The sequence below is a fragment of the Hoskinsella mucinilytica genome (assembly GCF_045223415.1).
Taxonomy (GTDB): domain Bacteria; phylum Bacillota_I; class Bacilli_A; order Erysipelotrichales; family Erysipelotrichaceae; genus Hoskinsella; species Hoskinsella mucinilytica.
Genome location: NZ_JBEQZJ010000027.1, coordinates 1 through 17,032, shown reverse-complemented (window position 1 = coordinate 17,032; position 17,032 = coordinate 1). Strand labels below are relative to the sequence as shown.

At 36.0% G+C, this 17,032-nt stretch carries 21 protein-coding genes and 1 other annotated feature; all 21 genes read left to right on the top strand.

Annotation, left to right across the window (positions count from 1 at the left end):
• Positions 1-8: 8 nt before the first annotated feature.
• Positions 9-665: a tRNA (guanosine(46)-N7)-methyltransferase TrmB gene (trmB, locus tag UGRO018_RS10960; RefSeq protein WP_416326526.1), complete on the top strand. Its 657-nt coding sequence runs from the start codon at positions 9-11 to the stop codon at positions 663-665.
• A gap of 73 nt (positions 666-738) precedes the next feature.
• Positions 739-1,092: a thioredoxin family protein gene (locus tag UGRO018_RS10955; protein ID WP_416326525.1), complete on the top strand. Its 354-nt coding sequence runs from the start codon at positions 739-741 to the stop codon at positions 1,090-1,092.
• Between the two features lie 16 nt (positions 1,093-1,108).
• Positions 1,109-1,852, top strand: coding sequence for an internalin (locus tag UGRO018_RS10950; protein ID WP_416326524.1), 744 nt, complete (start codon positions 1,109-1,111; stop codon positions 1,850-1,852).
• Between the two features lie 12 nt (positions 1,853-1,864).
• A complete protein-coding gene (gene murC, locus UGRO018_RS10945; RefSeq protein WP_416326523.1) occupies positions 1,865-3,178 on the top strand; it encodes a UDP-N-acetylmuramate--L-alanine ligase in 1,314 nt (437 codons plus the stop codon).
• 49 nt (positions 3,179-3,227) lie between these two features.
• Complete coding sequence (locus tag UGRO018_RS10940; RefSeq protein ID WP_416326522.1) at positions 3,228-3,608, top strand: histidine kinase; 381 nt, start codon at positions 3,228-3,230, stop codon at positions 3,606-3,608.
• Positions 3,608-4,138, top strand: a complete 531-nt coding sequence (locus UGRO018_RS10935; protein WP_416326521.1) for a hypothetical protein — start codon at positions 3,608-3,610, stop codon at positions 4,136-4,138. Before UGRO018_RS10940 ends, UGRO018_RS10935 begins: the two co-directional genes overlap by 1 nt.
• 20 nt (positions 4,139-4,158) lie before the next feature.
• On the top strand, positions 4,159-5,154 hold the full coding sequence (locus UGRO018_RS10930) for a LacI family DNA-binding transcriptional regulator (protein ID WP_416326520.1): 996 nt from the start codon (positions 4,159-4,161) through the stop codon (positions 5,152-5,154).
• Between the two features lie 33 nt (positions 5,155-5,187).
• Positions 5,188-5,388 (top strand) — a binding site (T-box leader).
• A 36-nt stretch (positions 5,389-5,424) separates the two neighbouring features.
• Positions 5,425-6,657 carry a tyrosine--tRNA ligase gene (gene tyrS, locus UGRO018_RS10925; protein ID WP_416326519.1) on the top strand — a complete coding sequence of 411 codons (1,233 nt, stop codon included), beginning with the start codon at positions 5,425-5,427 and terminating at the stop codon, positions 6,655-6,657.
• Positions 6,658-6,763: 106 nt separating this feature from the next.
• Entirely contained in the window at positions 6,764-7,528 is a 765-nt protein-coding gene (locus UGRO018_RS10920) for a hypothetical protein (RefSeq protein WP_416326518.1), read from the top strand.
• On the top strand, positions 7,525-8,103 hold the full coding sequence (locus UGRO018_RS10915) for a dipicolinate synthase subunit B (protein WP_416326517.1): 579 nt from the start codon (positions 7,525-7,527) through the stop codon (positions 8,101-8,103). The genes UGRO018_RS10920 and UGRO018_RS10915 overlap by 4 nt, the downstream gene beginning before the upstream one ends.
• Complete coding sequence (dapA, locus tag UGRO018_RS10910) at positions 8,104-8,958, top strand: 4-hydroxy-tetrahydrodipicolinate synthase (RefSeq protein WP_416326516.1); 855 nt, start codon at positions 8,104-8,106, stop codon at positions 8,956-8,958.
• A 28-nt stretch (positions 8,959-8,986) separates the two neighbouring features.
• Entirely contained in the window at positions 8,987-9,166 is a 180-nt protein-coding gene (locus UGRO018_RS10905) for a sporulation protein Cse60 (protein ID WP_416326515.1), read from the top strand.
• Between the two features lie 46 nt (positions 9,167-9,212).
• Positions 9,213-9,377 (top strand): DUF1540 domain-containing protein, encoded by a 165-nt coding sequence (locus UGRO018_RS10900; RefSeq protein WP_416326514.1) that lies wholly within the window; start codon positions 9,213-9,215, stop codon positions 9,375-9,377.
• A gap of 452 nt (positions 9,378-9,829) precedes the next feature.
• On the top strand, positions 9,830-10,375 hold the full coding sequence (locus tag UGRO018_RS10895) for a hypothetical protein (protein ID WP_416326513.1): 546 nt from the start codon (positions 9,830-9,832) through the stop codon (positions 10,373-10,375).
• A gap of 178 nt (positions 10,376-10,553) precedes the next feature.
• Positions 10,554-11,102, top strand: a complete 549-nt coding sequence (locus UGRO018_RS10890) for a hypothetical protein (protein ID WP_416326512.1) — start codon at positions 10,554-10,556, stop codon at positions 11,100-11,102.
• Positions 11,103-11,120: 18 nt separating this feature from the next.
• Positions 11,121-12,833, top strand: a complete 1,713-nt coding sequence (locus UGRO018_RS10885) for an oligosaccharide flippase family protein (protein WP_416326511.1) — start codon at positions 11,121-11,123, stop codon at positions 12,831-12,833.
• Between the two features lie 2 nt (positions 12,834-12,835).
• Complete coding sequence (locus UGRO018_RS10880) at positions 12,836-13,534, top strand: pseudouridine synthase (protein ID WP_416326510.1); 699 nt, start codon at positions 12,836-12,838, stop codon at positions 13,532-13,534.
• On the top strand, positions 13,531-14,019 hold the full coding sequence (locus UGRO018_RS10875) for a dihydrofolate reductase (protein WP_416326509.1): 489 nt from the start codon (positions 13,531-13,533) through the stop codon (positions 14,017-14,019). Before UGRO018_RS10880 ends, UGRO018_RS10875 begins: the two co-directional genes overlap by 4 nt.
• Positions 14,007-15,308: a pyrimidine-nucleoside phosphorylase gene (locus UGRO018_RS10870; protein WP_416326508.1), complete on the top strand. Its 1,302-nt coding sequence runs from the start codon at positions 14,007-14,009 to the stop codon at positions 15,306-15,308. The genes UGRO018_RS10875 and UGRO018_RS10870 overlap by 13 nt, the downstream gene beginning before the upstream one ends.
• Complete coding sequence (locus tag UGRO018_RS10865) at positions 15,305-15,676, top strand: hypothetical protein (protein WP_416326507.1); 372 nt, start codon at positions 15,305-15,307, stop codon at positions 15,674-15,676. Before UGRO018_RS10870 ends, UGRO018_RS10865 begins: the two co-directional genes overlap by 4 nt.
• 341 nt (positions 15,677-16,017) lie before the next feature.
• Positions 16,018-17,007 (top strand): serine hydrolase domain-containing protein, encoded by a 990-nt coding sequence (locus tag UGRO018_RS10860; RefSeq protein WP_416326506.1) that lies wholly within the window; start codon positions 16,018-16,020, stop codon positions 17,005-17,007.
• Positions 17,008-17,032: the final 25 nt, after the last annotated feature.

The following is a 17,032-nucleotide window of genomic DNA, read 5'->3' as shown; positions in this document are numbered from 1 at the left end:
AGGTAATTATGAGAATGCGTAAACTGCCTTGGGCAGAAGATTTTTTAAAGGAACAACAGGTAGTTATAAAAGAACCGGCAACCTTTGCTGGGAAGTGGAAAACATATTTAAACAAAGATTGCTTACATGTGGAAATAGGTACAGGTAAAGGTGATTATCTTCTTCAAATGAGTCAAAAAGATAAAGCGAGTGGTTGGATCGGTGTTGAGAAAAATAATAATGTGGCGGCATTGGCAGTTCGTAAATATACCAATATGGAAGAACCCGGTAGTCATGTAGCTTTTATCAATGCCGATGCAGAAGAGATTTCCTCCTGGTTCAAACCAGGTGAAATTGATGTGATACATTTGAACTTTTCTGATCCATGGCCTAAAAAACGAGCACATAAGAAACGTTTATCCAATGAGAAATTTATTCGTCAATATGCAGATATCTTAAGTGAAGATGGAGAAATTCAAATGAAAACTGATAATAGTTCTTTATTTGAATATTCCTTGATCGAATTTCAAAAATGTGGTTGGTTTTTACATGATGTGAGCGTCGATTTTAGAAGAACAGAACATGAAGAAGATGCAATCAGCGAGTATGAGCGCAAGTTTATGGATAAAGGACAGCCAATCTATCGTGCTGTATGGAAGAAAGTACCAAATCTTAACGAAAATTAAGTGATTACATGAAATAAAAAAGAGAATTTTCATAAAATAATGATATAATAAATAAAGTGAGAAAAACACTCATGTGGAAAGGTTGCGAAAAAACATGAAAGAATATATGACAGAAATCACTTCAAAAGAAGCATTTGAAGCAGCATATCATGCAGAAGGTGTACAGGTATTTACCTTTAGTGCAGACTGGTGCCCCGATTGTCAATTTATTAAGCCATTTATGCCTGAATTGATCAAGGCATATCCAGATTATCATTTTTATTATATTGATCGTGATCAGTGTATGGATATCGCTGTTGAGCAGATGGTGATGGGGATTCCAAGCTTTATCGGTGTGAAGAATGGAAATGAAACAGGTAGATTTGTATCAAAATTGAGAAAGACCAAAGAAGAAATCAACACATTCTTAAAAGATTTGGATCAATAAGAAAGGGGGTCATGATATGCCAGTATTTAAAAATTTGATGTCTATGCTGTTTGGAGAAACAGATGAAGAGATTATTGTAGAAGATGAATTAGAAACCATCGAATTCAAGGAAAAGAAAAAACCAAAAAGTGATCCTATTGTGAAAGAAGATGTTCCTTCACCACGTGAAAAGCATGTTGAGGGTAAGGTAATCAAACAACAAGCACAAGAAGAAAAGAAAAAATTTGTCAGCATTGACCTTGAAGAAAAGAAAATTGAAGATAAGAAAAAAGAAGTCAAGGAATCCACTACTGCACGTCCTGTATTAAAGAAAAATGATAGTAGTAAAGACTTTGAATTTACACCTGTGATTTCTCCGATGTTTGGCGCAAAAGAAGAAAAGAAAAAAGAACAAAAAAATCAGAGCGTAAAAATTATGAAACGCTCTAACACTGTAAAGAAAAAGCCGAATCCTTTAGGGACGATCATTTCTCCATACTATGGAGTGAATGAACTGGAGGAATTTGAAGAAGAAGCGATGGAAGAAATCGCCGCAAAGCAACAAGAACAAGCAACACCAATCGAAACACCCAAACATGATGTTGAGATAGAAGAACTAAATCAAATGGAAGAAGTTGAAAATGTTACCTTGGATGAATTGTTAGAGGATGTCCATGATACAACAGAAAATGATGAGGATTTGATGCAGATATCTCTTTTTGGAGATTCTACACCCGTCCAGGAAGTAGAAGAAACATATAAATATAAAAATGAAGAATAAGGGGTGAAGAACATGCTGTATCATTTTATTGGAATCAAAGGAAGCGGTATGGCTTCTTTGGCGGAAATCGTAAAGGATCGTGGAGATGAAGTTACCGGTTCAGATATAGAAAAATTTATATTTACGCAAAAACCATTAGAAGAGCGTGGTATCAAAATCACAGGATTTGATGAAGCCAATGTCGTAGAAGGCACCACTGTTATTATTGGCAATGCATTTCATGAGGATAATCCGGAAGTGAAAAAAGCATTGATTCTAAAGGAACAAGGTAGTGCTAAAGTATATTGGTATCATGAGTTTTTAGGTGAATTGGTAAACGAATATACAAGTGTATCAATTGCTGGAACACATGGTAAAACAACCACAACTGGTATGGTTTCTCATGTGATGTCATTGGCTGCACCAACTGGGTATCTGATCGGTGATGGAACTGGTGAAATGCCAAAAAACAGCAAATACTTTGTATTGGAATCTTGTGAATATCAACGACACTTTCTTGCCTATGAACCACAATATGCGATCATTACGAACGTAGAATTGGATCATGTGGATTATTACAAAGATATGGATGATTATTGTGATGCTTTTGAAACATTCGCTAATCAGGTGAAAAAGGGTGTTGTTATTTTCGGTGATGATGAAAGTGCAAGAAGCTTAAAGGTGAAAACCAATCATTTATATTATGGATTACATGAGGATAATGATGTGCAAGCAATTCATGTGGTACAGAATGAAGAAGGAATGGCATTTGATGTTCTTTATAAAAAAGAGTTGTTTGGTAGTTTTAAATTTCCGTTTGTTGGGAAACCTTTGTTATGGAACAGCCTTGGCGTGATCGCACTAGGCATTATGGAAGGATTGTCTGCGAAGTTGCTACAAGAAGGGCTTGCAAGCTTTCCAGGAGTAAAACGTCGTTTTACAACGGAAGAGAAGCATGGAAATGTTTATATCGATGATTATGCTCATCATCCAACTGCAGTAAAATATATGATAGAAGCAGCAAGAATCAAATATCCAGGAAAAAAGGTGATTGCTGTATTCAAACCGGATCGTTATTCACGTATCTTCTATTTTATGGATCGTTTTGCTGAGGAATTAGATCAGGCAGATGAAGTATATCTATGTCATTTTCCAGAAAATGCTACAAAGGAAGAGGGTATTGATATCACGATTCAAGATCTTGCAGATAAATGCCAAAAGGCTAAAGTTATTTTGGAAGATGAAAAGGCTGCGGAAATGTTAGCTAAACGTGGACCTGCGGTTTATCTGTTTATGAGTAGCAAAGATATCTATAAATTAAAAAATGTTGTAAAAAGTTTTCATTGATGTTGTAAATGGTTACAGAATGTTGTAATATAATTAGAGAGGTGTTTCTATGGAATTAGATCAGTTATTAGATTTATTAAGTGTGGTTGCTCAAAAGTCATTACCTATTTTGGGCTTTATCGTTCTTGTATTCCTTATCCTGTTTGTTAAACATTTGATTGTCTTATTGAAATCAGCAAATGAAGCAATCATCAGCATGAAAACAACATTGGATACCGCAAACAAGGAACTGGAAACACTCGAAAAACCACTGAATACGTTGAACGAATTGAGTGATACGATCGACACTGTGCATGAGGCTAGTAAAACGGCTGTAAGAAGTGCATTGGTGGCAGTGATCGAAAATCTTGGCGCCATTAAAGATTGGGCTTTACAGAAAAGCAAAAAAGGCGAAACAACAGTTGAAAGAGAGGACATGGAAGAAGAATGATGGAAAACAATTGTGAAAAAGAAGTAGAATCTATGGAAAATGAAGCAAAATATACCATTATTCAAATGGAAGAAGATGTAGAAGGTGAGCAAGGCATTCTGGACGAAACCAGAAAAGAAGTAACTGGATTATATCAAGAATTTCGAGAATGGCTTTCTGAGAATGTTGACAGCGAGGATATCGCTGCTAGGATGGAAAAGTTAAAGGAAGATACTGCAGTACTTCTTGCGAAAGGTAAGAAAAAAACAGTAGACTTTGCGAATCGTGATGATGTGCAAAATGCAAAGGATAAGGTTGTAGCTGCAGGTGAAAAAGTGATAGATGGTGTCAGTGATGGAATCAACACGATCATGGAAAATGAGCATGTTAGCAAAGCAATGGATACCATCAGTGATACGATCACAAGCGTGAAGCATGATGAACGAGTGCAAAAAAACGTAAAGAAATTAAAAAAAGGGACATTAAAGGTTGCACAACATGCATTTGATGGACTCAAAAAGGTGTTAGACACCGACAATAAAGACGACTAGGTCAGAAGGGATAACGTGTTATGAAAAGAATTACGATTTATGACGTTGCAAAAGAAGCAGATGTTTCATTAGCAACAGTATCTCGTGTTATCAACGGAAGTGAAGTAGTACGAGAAGACACACGAGTAAAGGTGCAGGAGGCAATTGAAAAACTTGGATACAAACCGAATGCAATTGCTCAGGGCTTGGCCTTACAAAAAACAACAACCATTGCTTTGATCGTGCCAGAAGCTAGTTATTTCTACACTGGACAGATCATCAATGGTCTAATTGATGTTGCTAAGATTTATAAATATAACATTATGTTGCATACAACAACTGCAGGCATTAGCGAGATGAATGATATCATTGAAAATATCATTAAATCTCGTGTAGATGGTGTTGTGATTTTCAATGACAAACTGAATAAAGATGAGTTAAAACAATTGACAAATTATCAAATTCCTATCGTAGTGATCGGTAATAAAATGTCAGATGATACGGTTGGATCTATCTATGTTGATTATGCAAATCTTGTATATGATTATGCAATGAAATGCATTAAAGAAGGTAAAAAGGACCTTGCTTTGGTTGAAGATAGAAAAAATCCGGCAATGATCAAACAATTAAGAGAAGGCTTAGAAAAAGCATATGCTGATTCTGGAATGAAATTTGAAAATTATATTGCGATTCCAAAAGAATATCGCTCAAGTTATTTATTCTTAAAAGAATATATGAAAAAAGATATTCACCATGATGTTGTGATTACCTACCGTGATTCACAAGCAATGGCAGTGTTAAATACAGCAAAAGAAGCTGGATTAAACATTCCAGAGGATATGGAACTGGTATGTATTTTGGATAGTAAGTATAATGCAATGGCACGACCTCAGATTTCCGGTTTCAAAATTCCTGATTATGACTTAGGTGCAGTTGCAATGCGTCTGTTGACAAAAATGTTGACGGAAGAAAATGAAGTAACCGACAAAGAAATTGAATTAAGTTATATTTTTACGCCACGTAAATCCACAAAATAGGATTGACAAATCGTAAGAATTACATATACTAATAACAGAGCTATGAAAAGAAAAGAGCACAGAGGAAAAGTAAAAGAGAGTGCATGGTTGGTGTGAATGCATACTGGAATCTGTGAAATACACCTTGGAGCTGCTTTATGCAAAGTAAAGCCGTATGACTTGCGTTAAGAGTTTGAGTGCGCTTATGAGAATAGCGAACTAAGGTGGTACCACGTAGTGAATTGCGTCCTTGGATACAAGGACTTTTTTTATGGAAAGGATAAAATTGATATGAAATTATTTGAAGAATTAAAATGGCGTGGATTGATCAATGATGTGACCAGTCCTGAATTAGAAGAAAAATTAAATGCAGGAGGTATGACCTTTTATATTGGTACAGATCCTACCGGGGATTCTTTACATATCGGACATTACTCTAGTTTGCTTTGCGCAAAACGTTTGAAAGAACATGGACACCATCCATTGATGCTTGTTGGAGGAGCAACTGGTTTTATCGGTGATCCTAAGGCAACCGGTGAAAGAAATATGCTGACTAAAGAAGTATTACAGCATAATTATGAATGCCTTAGCAAACAGATCGAAGCATTGTTTGGTTTTGAAATGGTAAACAATTTAGATTGGACAAAGGACCTTAGTGTCATTGATTTCCTTCGGGATATCGGTAAATACTTTAACATCAACTATATGATCAACAAGGAAACGGTAAAAAGAAGATTAGAAAGTGGTATCAGTTATACAGAATTTTCTTATATGATCCTACAAGCAATGGATTTCTTACATTTATATGAAACTAAGGGATGTACTTTACAGCTTGGTGGACAAGATCAGTGGGGCAATATCACCAGTGGTTTGGAATTGATTCGTAAGAAGCATGGCGCAGATGTAGAATGCTATGGACTTACAATGCCATTAATCACAAAGGCAGATGGTACAAAGTTCGGTAAGAGTGAAACCGGCACCGTTTGGTTAGATAAAAACAAGACAAGTGCTTATGAGATGTACCAATTTCTTGTCAACTCTGAAGATGCAAAAGTCATTGATTATTTGAAAAAGTTGACTTTCCTTGGTAAAGAGGAAATTGACGCATTAGAACTTAGCGTACAAAATGAGCCTCATAAACGTGAAGCACAGAAAGCATTAGCTAAAGAAGTGGTAACCTACTTACATGGAGAAGAGGAATATCAGAAAGCATTAAAAATTACCAATGCCTTATTTCGAGGAAATATCAAGGATCTGGAAGCAGATGAAATCAAGGATGCAATACATGGAATAGAATCTAAGAACATTGATGATCATTTGATGTTGCCGGATGTATTGGTAGCAGCGGGAATTGCAAGCAGTAAACGTGAAGCAAGAGAATGGATCAATCAAGGTTCTATTCAAGTCAATGGAGACAAGGTTCAGGATGTTGCCTTTGTTGTAAGCAGTGAAAATGCAATCAGTGAACAAAAAACATTGATCAAAAAAGGAAAACGTAATTATTTCGTTATTGAACAAAACTAAACGAAGCCATCAGATGGTCTATATCTGATGGTTTTTTCTATGTTTTCGCTTTTGTTAAGAACAATTCATTTGTTTGTCTCATATGATAAAAGTGAGGAGAGATGTTATGATAACTGCTGTTGTCTGCAGTGACGATAGAATGCTTTTTGTTTATAAAAAACTGCATATGTATAAGGAAGTAATCGCAATAGATGAGACTACAGATTTTTTAACATTACCACGCTTAGACGCTCTAGTTCTACCAGTAAAAGGTATTGATGAAGATGGATATCTTCGGATAAGAGAACATCGCATTCATGTACCTGCTATGTTTTGGAGAATTCAAAAAGAGATGCTGATATTTTGTGGGATGCCTTGTACGTATGTAAAGACATTACCACAACGAAAGGATTATTATCTAGAAGATCAACATGTGATTGAGGAAAACGCTATGTTAACTGCAGAGGGTGTATTATATCTTTTGATTTCTTCCATATCGAAAAGCTTATATGACATTGATGTGGATATTATAGGATATGGTAATTGTGGGAAAGCGATTCATCATATGTTAGGTAATTTAGATGTTAAGACAAGGGTGATACGAAGAGAATGTAAAGAAGATCAGAACTTTATCAAGATATCTTCTTGGAATGATTGCGCAGATGTGATTGTAAATACATCCATACAGAAAGTGATAGAGGAGAAACATATTCTGACATGGTCGAAACGACCCATCGTCATCGATATTGCGACACCTGATGTGGTCGATCAAGCTTTGTTGAAAGCATATGATATGACCTTTATCAAGGCGCCAAATCTTCCAGGTCGTTTCTGTGCCGAAAGTGCTGGCAGAATCATCGCCGATTATGTAAGGGGGAAATTAATAAAATGAAAAATCAGCACATCTTGTTTGGTATTTGTGGTTCTTTTTGTAACCATGCTGCCATTTTAAAGCAGTTTGAAATGCTTTGTGAAAAAAACGATGTACAAGCTGTTGTAAGTGAAAATGTATTTACCTGTGATACCAGGTTTTTTTCACATGAAGACTTTATTTCAAGATTAGAACAGGCAAGTCATAAGCCGGTCATTCATACAATAGTAGAGGCAGAGAAAGTGGGACCAACGAATGCTTATGATATTATGATCATAGCACCAATGAGCGCAACGGTTGCTGCGAAAATGACATTGGGGATTTATGATCATCCGGTAACATTAGCTGCTAAGGCGATGTTGCGAAACAATAAAAACATTGTATTTGGTATTGCTAGCAATGATGGTTTAAGCATTAGTGCCAAAAACATCTTTACCTTAATCAATATGAAACATTTTTATGTCATTCCATTTCGACAGGATGCGCCCTTTGAAAAAGAGCGTAGTATCGTTAGTAAATGGGAGTTAATGGAGCGTAGTACAGAAATGGCATTGGAGCACAAACAACTACAGCCGATTTTACTTGGAGGCGATTAAATGGAAAAAGTTATGGTGGCTTTGATTACACCATTCACAAAAGAAAATGAGGTTGATTATGAGGCATTGACAAAAATTGTAAAACGCTTGATGCGTGAGGGATGCGATGGTTTCATTGTCTGTGGTACCACAGCAGAAACACCAACTTTAAAAGAAGCAGAGCGTTATGCTGTATTACAACATGTATTATCTATCGTGCAGGGAAATTGTGAAGTTTGGTTTGGTTGCGGAAGAAACTGTACAAGAGATACCATTCGTCTCATACGAAAAGCACAAAAATACGCAATTTCGGGAGTGTTGGTCGTAACTCCATATTACAATAAACCATCACAACGTGGATTATATGAGCATTATCACGCAATTGCTTCTAGTGTAGATACCAAGCTTATGTTATACAATGTGCCTGGAAGATGCGGAGTAGAATTACAGTATGATACGATACGTAAATTAGTATATGAACATAAGACGATCGTAGGATTAAAACAGGCAAGTCATGATCTGGATACCGTGATCAAATTGAAAAAAGAATTTCCACAATTTCAAATATATAGTGGTGAAGATGGTTATTTCGATGAAGGTCTTGATGTAGGTATGGATGGATTAATTTCGGTAATGGGACACTTTAATATGGAAAAGATACAGCGTTTTATCAAAGAAGGTAGAAAAGATAACCGATTGAAGAAAGAATTATATAAGGAAGCTACCTTGGCCTTTTGCGATGCATCTCCTGCTCCTGTAAAATATCTGTTATCCCGTAAACGAGAATGCGAAAATTTATTAAGATTGCCAATGTGTCCTGTCAATCGAGAAAAAGAATTATTGTTATCTTCTTATTTCGACAAGGAGGAAGATTGATTGTTGATATAGTATTCTTGGTGATAGCATGAAACAAGTTAAGGTCTTTGATGAAGAACACGAGGATGATCTTAGTGATAGCATCAATGAATTTCTACAAGAAAACGAAGATATTCAAGTGTTGGATATCAAGTTCTCAGTGGCGGTATGTGATTGTGAAGATGGACAAATTTATTGTTTTAGTGCACTTATGCTTTATGAGGCATAGATTATAAATTCGTTCACATACTAAAACCGATGGAGGTGGAAGTGTGATGCAGAAAAAAACTGAAATCTTATGTAATGTACATTCTTGTGTATATCATAAGGATAACCGTTGTGAGGCTGAAACAATCTCTGTTTGCTGTGACAACTGTGTAGAACCTAATCAGTGCCATGAAACAGAATGTAAATCATTCCGTTGCAAGTGTGGCAAATAAAACGACCAAGCGGTCGTTTTATTTTTTTCAAAACCATAGAATACTAGCAATATCACTCTATCGAAATGAAAGAGTAACATCAGCCTAACATGAAGGAAAAAGTATTGACAATGTAGAAACATACTGTTAGGCTAAAAATATAAAGAAAGAAGGATCCTTTATGATTTACGAAATCAATAAGAAGTTGGTGTTACTGATATGGTGGCATCTTTCTAGAATTGGATGCCAGAACTTCAGTAAATAAACAAGTGTGATTTTCATTGTAAGAGTAATTATTTCTGTAGTTGAATGCTTACTTTGATCATTTGTAATGTTTTTATTTATATATCATCTAAGTAATTAGACAATTGACAGTGGCATTCAGCATGGAAATCATTGGGTAACTGTCTATCAATATTATGAAATGTAGGTGAACGATGTTTACTTAAATTGTGATAAAGGGAATGAATAGAATGAAGAAAAAATTCATCATCATCTTTCTGACATTAGTATTACTTGGTGTTTTATATTTTGCAAATCAACACTACTTTCTAAGAAGAGTTTCTAATGTTGCGGTTGATGCAGAAGCATATGGATTGAATCAAGATCAGATGATAGATACGCAATGCTACAACGTTCGTAATTACTTACTGTATCAAAGCGGTTTGTATTTCGCCAATGCGAATGAAGATGCAAAGATTGATGGCCATCCTTATTGGATCGTATGTTCTGATTATGATATGGATTATTTTTCTCATTCGGATAAGGATACGCTTATACATACCCTTACTTGGAATGGAAAAGAAGTACGTGTGAAGTTTTATAATATTACAAAAGGATCTAGTACACATATCAATGTGATATTCGAATTGAAACAGAAAGTTTATATACAGGGATTTCTTCGAGATGTTTATCAGAATGATAAAGATCAGACTTTAGAAGAGATTGATGAAACATATTTAAAGCCATTGGATCATACAATCATAAAGATTCTAGATCAATATATAGAAAAAGAATAAACTACAATGAAGTAGATACTTACTGGTTCATGGTAAAGAAAGGTAAAAACAGCACGATCTTTTGTGTTGTTTTTTTGCGTTCTCAATGAAGTATTTCAACTAAAAACCGCATTCTCATTAAAAACAGGTAGATAACAGGGCAGAAACATGATTGTTTAATCTCATGAGATTTGATATAATGTACGATAGAGGTGATGTTATGCGTCGATGTTCCCTTATTGCGATTTGCCTGCTAGTGTTGTTATGTGGCTGTAGTGGCAAAAGCAAAAAAGAAGAAGAAAGCATGAAAAACTATGAAACCTTTATCAATGCAGTCATGAATAACAAGGGAAATGTATCTAAAACCATTCCTTTTGATTATAAATTGATTCAACAAAAGCAAGCAGATGGGTCTTATAAATATGAAGTCATTATTAATAACCCGAGAGTGGCAATGTATGATATTCAAGCAATTGCCATTGATCAGGCAGTGGATTCTAATACCAATATATATCCATGTCTTGGTTTGGTTGGTGATGATATTGACCACGCTTACTCGATGTTGCCTTTTCAAGCGTATCCTGATCTTGATTATTGGCAGGGTATCATATTAGATGGCATTTCAAAGGAAAAACAGTTTACGTTGAATGTGTTGGTATCCTGGTCGGATGCTACAAGAACAAATAAATTCAATGCGTTCTTTAATCTGAGCTTTGCAGAAGAAAGCAGTGAACAGGAAAAAGAATAGTAGAAAGGTTTTGAAATCATGAGTAATCAGAAAGCAATATCAAATAGAAAACAATCCATTATTACGGGTGCATTGATTTCTTCCGCAGGTATTTTCGTCGCAAAATTCATAGGATTGTTTTATGCAGTACCTTTTAATACCTTGCTTGGGAATGAAGCCAATGTGGCCATGTATGGTGTGGCTTATAATATATACAGTTATCTGTTGAATATTTTTACCGCAGGATTTCCTTTTGCCGTTGCGACGATGGTAGCGAAATATACAAGTAAAGGTGATTATCGAACCTCTCTTATGATTCGTAAATTATCTACGCTTGTCATGATTTGTTTTGGTGCCTTCGCAATGCTTTTGGTCATACTGTTTTCATCTCCATTGGCAAAGCTTGTGCTTCCTACCTCAGATGTTGGAGTAGCACAAGCAATAGGATATTTAAAACCGGCAACGCAGATCGTATCCACATCAGCGGATATTTCGACGATGCGTTTGGTATTGATCTTAATAAGTTTTGCTTTATTCTTTGTTCCGGTCTTAAGTGCAACACGTGGCTTTTATCAGGGATTGAAGGAAATGGAAGTATATGCATTATCGCAGGTTCTTGAACAGATTGCCCGTGTAGCATTTTTACTGATTTTGAGTGCGATCGCTATTTATGTATTTCATTATGGTCATGTGTGGAGCGTTTATTTCGGAGTCATATCTACAAGTGTAGCTGCCATATTGGCATTTCTTCATTTGAAATTTTATGATCGAAAGACGATGCCGACGATGCGTAAAATGGCGAAAGAGCAGGAAATAGTCGCAAATACGGATCGTAAAGCAATTCTACAAGAGCTTGTAATGATCGCAATGCCTTATTTATTCAGTGCGATCTTGGGATATAGTGATACCATTGTTAATACGGTGTTTTTGAAAAATGGATTAGAGGCACATGGCAATACCGGACAAGAAATCGTATTAATTACCGGATGTATCAATTATGGAGTATTAAAATTAATGTCCATCCCAATGATTTTAGCACCTGGCTTTTCTAGTGCAATCATTCCTCATATTACATCTGCATTAGCGAAACAAGATTATAAACAAATCAGAAAAAATATTCGTGATTGTTTTGACATCGTCTTATATATTGGTGTACCGATTAGCTTCTGTTTGTTTATTTATGCGAAACCTTTATATGATATTTTGTTTCCACCAGCTAATCCGGGGGATCTAGAGGTTTGTGCAGAAATATTAAAATGGTTTTCCATTGAAGCATTGTTTAGTACGATCAATCCTGTGATCACTGCATTGATGATGGCAGTAGGACAAAGAAAGTTGTGTATTCGTTTTCAGGTTATTATGGTATCGATCAAGTTTATTCTTTCTTATCCAATGCTATATTTCTTTGGTTATTCCGGCGTCGTTATTTCCAGTATGATTTCCATGGGCTTTTATTTGATCATGGGAATGTATTCTTTGGCACATCAATACCATGTTAATTGGAAATATACATTGCATAAGTTCTTTATCATCGTATTAGGATGTACTGTTATGTTCTTATTGGCTTGGTTATGTGAATTGATCGGGTTGAAGGGATATGGACAGGGAAGAATGATCGGTATCGTACAACTAGGAGTATCCGGTATCATTGCGTTAGGCGGTTATATCGTTTTAACCGGTATTTTCCAATTACCGCAAACTTTATTTCATATCGATTTGAATCGTATCAAGAAAAAAGTAAAAAGAGGTTAATTATGCGATTAGATAAATACTTGGCTCATGCCAATGCAGGCTCTCGTAAAGAAGTAAAACAAATGATTCGCAAAGGGTTTGTGGAAATTAACGGTGTTGTTTGTAAGAAGGATGATGTACACGTTGATGAAACGAAAGATATTATTACCTTAGATGGCGAAGAAATCAGTTATCAAAAATATTATTATATTATGTTGAATAAGCCGGATGGCTGTGTTTCCGCAACACAAGATAACCTGCATCCAACGGTTATGGATCTTTTGGATATCCATTTACCAAAAGATATGTTTCCTGTAGGAAGACTAGATATCGATACACAAGGATTGCTATTATTGACCAATGATGGTGCACTTTCTCATGCCTTATTATCTCCTAAAAAACATGTGGAAAAAGAATACGAAGTAGTCTTAGATGCTCCTTTATCTCAAGAAGACATCGTACTTCTTGAAAATGGAACCATCTGTTTAGATGATGAGCCTGTTTATCCTGCAAAGGTGAAGTTAATAGAACCTACTCTTATTCATTTGATCATTTCACAAGGGAAATTTCATCAAGTCAAACGAATGATCCATGCTGTTGGGCATGAGGTATTAGGTTTAAAACGTATTCGTATGGGAAATCTTTGCTTAGATGAAACCTTAGCTCCCGGAGAATGGCGCTATTTGAGTGATGATGAATTAGAACGATTAAAAGCATCATGATCACGATCATAGCAGCTATGGATCTTGATGGCGTTATTGGGAATCAAGGGCATATGCCATGGCATGATCATCAAGAACTTGCGTTGTTTCGATCCTTGACGATGGGACATAAACTGTTCATGGGAAGAACCACTTGGGAATCACTTCCTAATCCATTAGAGGATAGACAGATCATGATCGTAAGTCATCATAACGATCTTTTATGTAAGCATGGCGAAATAATCTGTCAAGATCCTATCTCTATTTTACGTAAGTATCAAAACACAAAAGAAATGATCATGGTGGGCGGAGGTCGCAAAGTATATGAAATGGCACTTCCTTATGCAGATACCTTATATCTTTCTATTATGAAACAACGATATCATGGAGATACGACATTTCCTGAATGGAATAAAACAGATTATAGTTGTATAGAAACACGTGATTATCCAACATTTACATGGTATTCCTATAAAAGAAAGAAGGGAACTTTATGCGATTTGTAGATATCATCGAGAAAAAGAAAGAACATCAAGCATTAACCAAAGAAGAACTACATTTTTTTATTTCAGAATATGTAAAAGGAACGATTCCGGATTATCAAGTAAGTGCCTTATTAATGGCAATTTATTTTAACGGTATGGAGGAAGAGGAAACTGCCTATTTGACAGAGGAAATGTTGCATAGTGGTGATATGATCGATCTATCTAGTATACCTGGAGTGAAATGTGATAAGCATTCTACTGGTGGTGTCGGAGATAAAACAAGTCTTTCTCTTGCACCGATGGTAGCCGCTTGTGGTGTAAAGGTCGCAAAAATGAGTGGCCGAGGCCTTGGACATACGGGTGGAACCTTAGATAAGGCGGAAAGCATTGAAGGATTTCGAGTTGATTTAACGATCGATGAATTTTTAAGTCAAGTAAAAGAGATCGGGTTGGCGATCATAGGACAAACAGGTACTTTGGTACCGGCTGATAAAAAACTATATGCACTTCGAGATGTTACGGCAACAGTCAATTCTATTCCATTGATTGCTTCTAGTATTATGTCGAAGAAATTAGCTGCCGGTTCGGATACTATTTTATTAGATGTAAAGTATGGGGAAGGCGCCTTTATGCAGACAGCAAAAGATGCACAGAAGCTGGCGGAAACGATGATACGAATTGGTCAACATTTCCATAAAGATGTACGAGCAATGATTTCCAATATGAACCAGCCCTTGGGCAATGCCATTGGTAATGCTTTAGAGGTCAAAGAGGCAATTGCTACCTTACAGGGAAAAGGACCAAAAGATTTTACTGAGCTTTGTTTAAAAGCAGGAAGCATCATGTTGATGCAAGCAGGCAAAGCAGAAGATGAAATCAGCGCAAGATCTATGCTTCAAAACGTTATGGATGATCATCGTGCATTGGATAAGTTATTGGAAATGGTAGAAGCACAAGGTGGAAACATCGAACAAATCTTACATCCGGAATTATTACCACAAGCAAAAGAAATTTTGGAAATCACAAGCAAAGAATGTGGTTATATCAAAGATGTTCATGCGCTGACCTTAGGAACTTTGGCAATGCAACTTGGAGCAGGGCGTATGGTAAAAGAAGATACCATTGATCCGGCTGTAGGTATTGTGTTAAATAAAAAAGATGGGGATTATGTAGAGAAAGGTGATATTCTTGCCTTTGTGCATATCAATCGACCATTACCAGAACATTGGCTAGAAGACTTTTATGGTGCATTCCATTTTACCAAAGAAGTTGTGGAAAAGAGTGATCTTATCCATAAGGTCATTCAATGAAAAAGGGTGCTTTCTTCTTTGGCGTTGCTTTGATTTTTTTCAGTATCATATTACAAGCCATGCATGTGATGCAACCTGTGTTACTTGTTATCAAATACTGTACGCTTTGCATAGGAATCAGTATGACTAGTTATGCTTTTATAAGACCACATATCAAACGTAGTTATATGATACTAGCTCTTGTTGGATATGTCTTCATCCTATTCTTTATCATCCTTACTCTGGATACTTTTCTTTTTCATGCTATTACTTGGTTTCCTGGTATCCTTCGATATCCTATCTATTCCTTATATGGAATCCCATATCTCATCTTTATATTGCCAGGATGGCTCATATGTTTTCATGATGAAAGAGGTAATCTGAAATAAGGTGGGGTATACAGAATCTGGGGTGTAAATAAACAAGGGGTAAATAGAATCCCATAAACTGTATAGAATCAACTCAACCAAAAACAATGAAGGAAGTGTGAAGATCCATGGGGTTCATCACACTTCTTTTCATTTATGATCTCGTAGATATTCTTTCCTTGAAAGGGATCTACAACATGGAGAAGGTCTGGCAAACAAAACGATGTTACTGAGGGAGCGAGTATCTACTCAAGTGTGGAGACTTCGTTTTCACATGATCCATTTATGGGTCATTTTCTTGGGGCTTGACTTTTCCCTTAGGGGAAGCTGTAAAGTAGTGATGTGAAAAGTGAGGTAAAGTTATGAAACAGAATATGAAATTTTTAAAGGAACTGATAGAAGAAAAGTATCCAAACACAGCAGCATTGATCATTATGAAGGATCAAGAGGTCATACATGAACAGTATTTTCAAGATTATCAAAAAGAACATACCCTTCATGTCTATTCTGTTACCAAAAGCATCCTATCTATTTTGATTGGTATTGCCATCGATAAAGGATATCTAAAAGGGGTTGATCAAACACTACAGACTTTTTATCCTGAATTAGCAAAACGTGATTGTGCAAATATCACAATTAGAGATATGTTGCGAATGTGTGTGCCATATCGATATGAGGAAGAACCATATATAGAGTACTTTACAAGTGATAGTTATGTAGATACAGCATTGTGCTACTTAGGCAAAGAAGGTGATGTTGGTACCTTTCGTTATGCACCTATGATAGGTCCGGATATATTATCGGGCATTTTGGTTAAAACAACGGGTACTTCTGTTTTAGAGTTTGCCAGAACATGGTTGTTTTCTCCTTTAGGGATTCACATAGAAAAAAGTATAGTATTTCAAAGTGAAAAAGAACAATATGACTTTCAACAATCAAGAACCATGAGTGGTTGGGTACAAGATACGCAAGGCATTCATACAGCCGGATGGGGATTAACCTTAAGCGCTATGGATATGGCTAAACTTGGTCAACTTTATCTTCAAAAAGGTGATTGGCAAGGGTCACAGATCGTATCTGCTCATTGGGTAGAAGAAAGTACGAAAGAACAAAGTCGCTGGGATCAAATGAATTTAGCGTATGGTTATTTATGGTGGGTGATGCAAGATGGTTTTGCGGCGATGGGAGATGGAGGTAACGTCATTTATGTAAATCGAAAAAAGCATCTTGTTGTGTGCATGCAATGTATGTTTGCGCCAAATGCAACTGATAGAGTGGAATTGATCGAACAAACGATCATACCCTTATTTGAAAATGAGGATAATGAAGCTATTACATCATATGTGTTATAGAATAGAGAAACCTTAAGAAAGAGTA

Bases quoted from the DNA above. Each gene is read 5' to 3' on its own strand.
- UGRO018_RS10885 (WP_416326511.1), top strand. From the start codon at position 11,121: ATGAGTAATCAGAAAGCAATATCAAATAGAAAACAATCCATTATTACG.
- UGRO018_RS10860 (WP_416326506.1), top strand. From the start codon at position 16,018: ATGAAACAGAATATGAAATTTTTAAAGGAACTGATAGAAGAAAAGTAT.
- dapA (WP_416326516.1), top strand. From the start codon at position 8,104: ATGGAAAAAGTTATGGTGGCTTTGATTACACCATTCACAAAAGAAAAT.
- UGRO018_RS10895 (WP_416326513.1), top strand. From the start codon at position 9,830: ATGAAGAAAAAATTCATCATCATCTTTCTGACATTAGTATTACTTGGT.
- UGRO018_RS10930 (WP_416326520.1), top strand. From the start codon at position 4,159: ATGAAAAGAATTACGATTTATGACGTTGCAAAAGAAGCAGATGTTTCA.
- UGRO018_RS10870 (WP_416326508.1), top strand. From the start codon at position 14,007: ATGCGATTTGTAGATATCATCGAGAAAAAGAAAGAACATCAAGCATTA.
- murC (WP_416326523.1), top strand. From the start codon at position 1,865: ATGCTGTATCATTTTATTGGAATCAAAGGAAGCGGTATGGCTTCTTTG.
- UGRO018_RS10890 (WP_416326512.1), top strand. From the start codon at position 10,554: ATGTACGATAGAGGTGATGTTATGCGTCGATGTTCCCTTATTGCGATT.
- UGRO018_RS10905 (WP_416326515.1), top strand. From the start codon at position 8,987: ATGAAACAAGTTAAGGTCTTTGATGAAGAACACGAGGATGATCTTAGT.
- UGRO018_RS10875 (WP_416326509.1), top strand. From the start codon at position 13,531: ATGATCACGATCATAGCAGCTATGGATCTTGATGGCGTTATTGGGAAT.
- UGRO018_RS10915 (WP_416326517.1), top strand. From the start codon at position 7,525: ATGAAAAATCAGCACATCTTGTTTGGTATTTGTGGTTCTTTTTGTAAC.
- UGRO018_RS10950 (WP_416326524.1), top strand. From the start codon at position 1,109: ATGCCAGTATTTAAAAATTTGATGTCTATGCTGTTTGGAGAAACAGAT.
- UGRO018_RS10920 (WP_416326518.1), top strand. From the start codon at position 6,764: ATGATAACTGCTGTTGTCTGCAGTGACGATAGAATGCTTTTTGTTTAT.
- UGRO018_RS10900 (WP_416326514.1), top strand. From the start codon at position 9,213: ATGCAGAAAAAAACTGAAATCTTATGTAATGTACATTCTTGTGTATAT.
- UGRO018_RS10940 (WP_416326522.1), top strand. From the start codon at position 3,228: ATGGAATTAGATCAGTTATTAGATTTATTAAGTGTGGTTGCTCAAAAG.
- UGRO018_RS10865 (WP_416326507.1), top strand. From the start codon at position 15,305: ATGAAAAAGGGTGCTTTCTTCTTTGGCGTTGCTTTGATTTTTTTCAGT.
- UGRO018_RS10880 (WP_416326510.1), top strand. From the start codon at position 12,836: ATGCGATTAGATAAATACTTGGCTCATGCCAATGCAGGCTCTCGTAAA.
- UGRO018_RS10935 (WP_416326521.1), top strand. From the start codon at position 3,608: ATGGAAAACAATTGTGAAAAAGAAGTAGAATCTATGGAAAATGAAGCA.
- trmB (WP_416326526.1), top strand. From the start codon at position 9: ATGAGAATGCGTAAACTGCCTTGGGCAGAAGATTTTTTAAAGGAACAA.
- tyrS (WP_416326519.1), top strand. From the start codon at position 5,425: ATGAAATTATTTGAAGAATTAAAATGGCGTGGATTGATCAATGATGTG.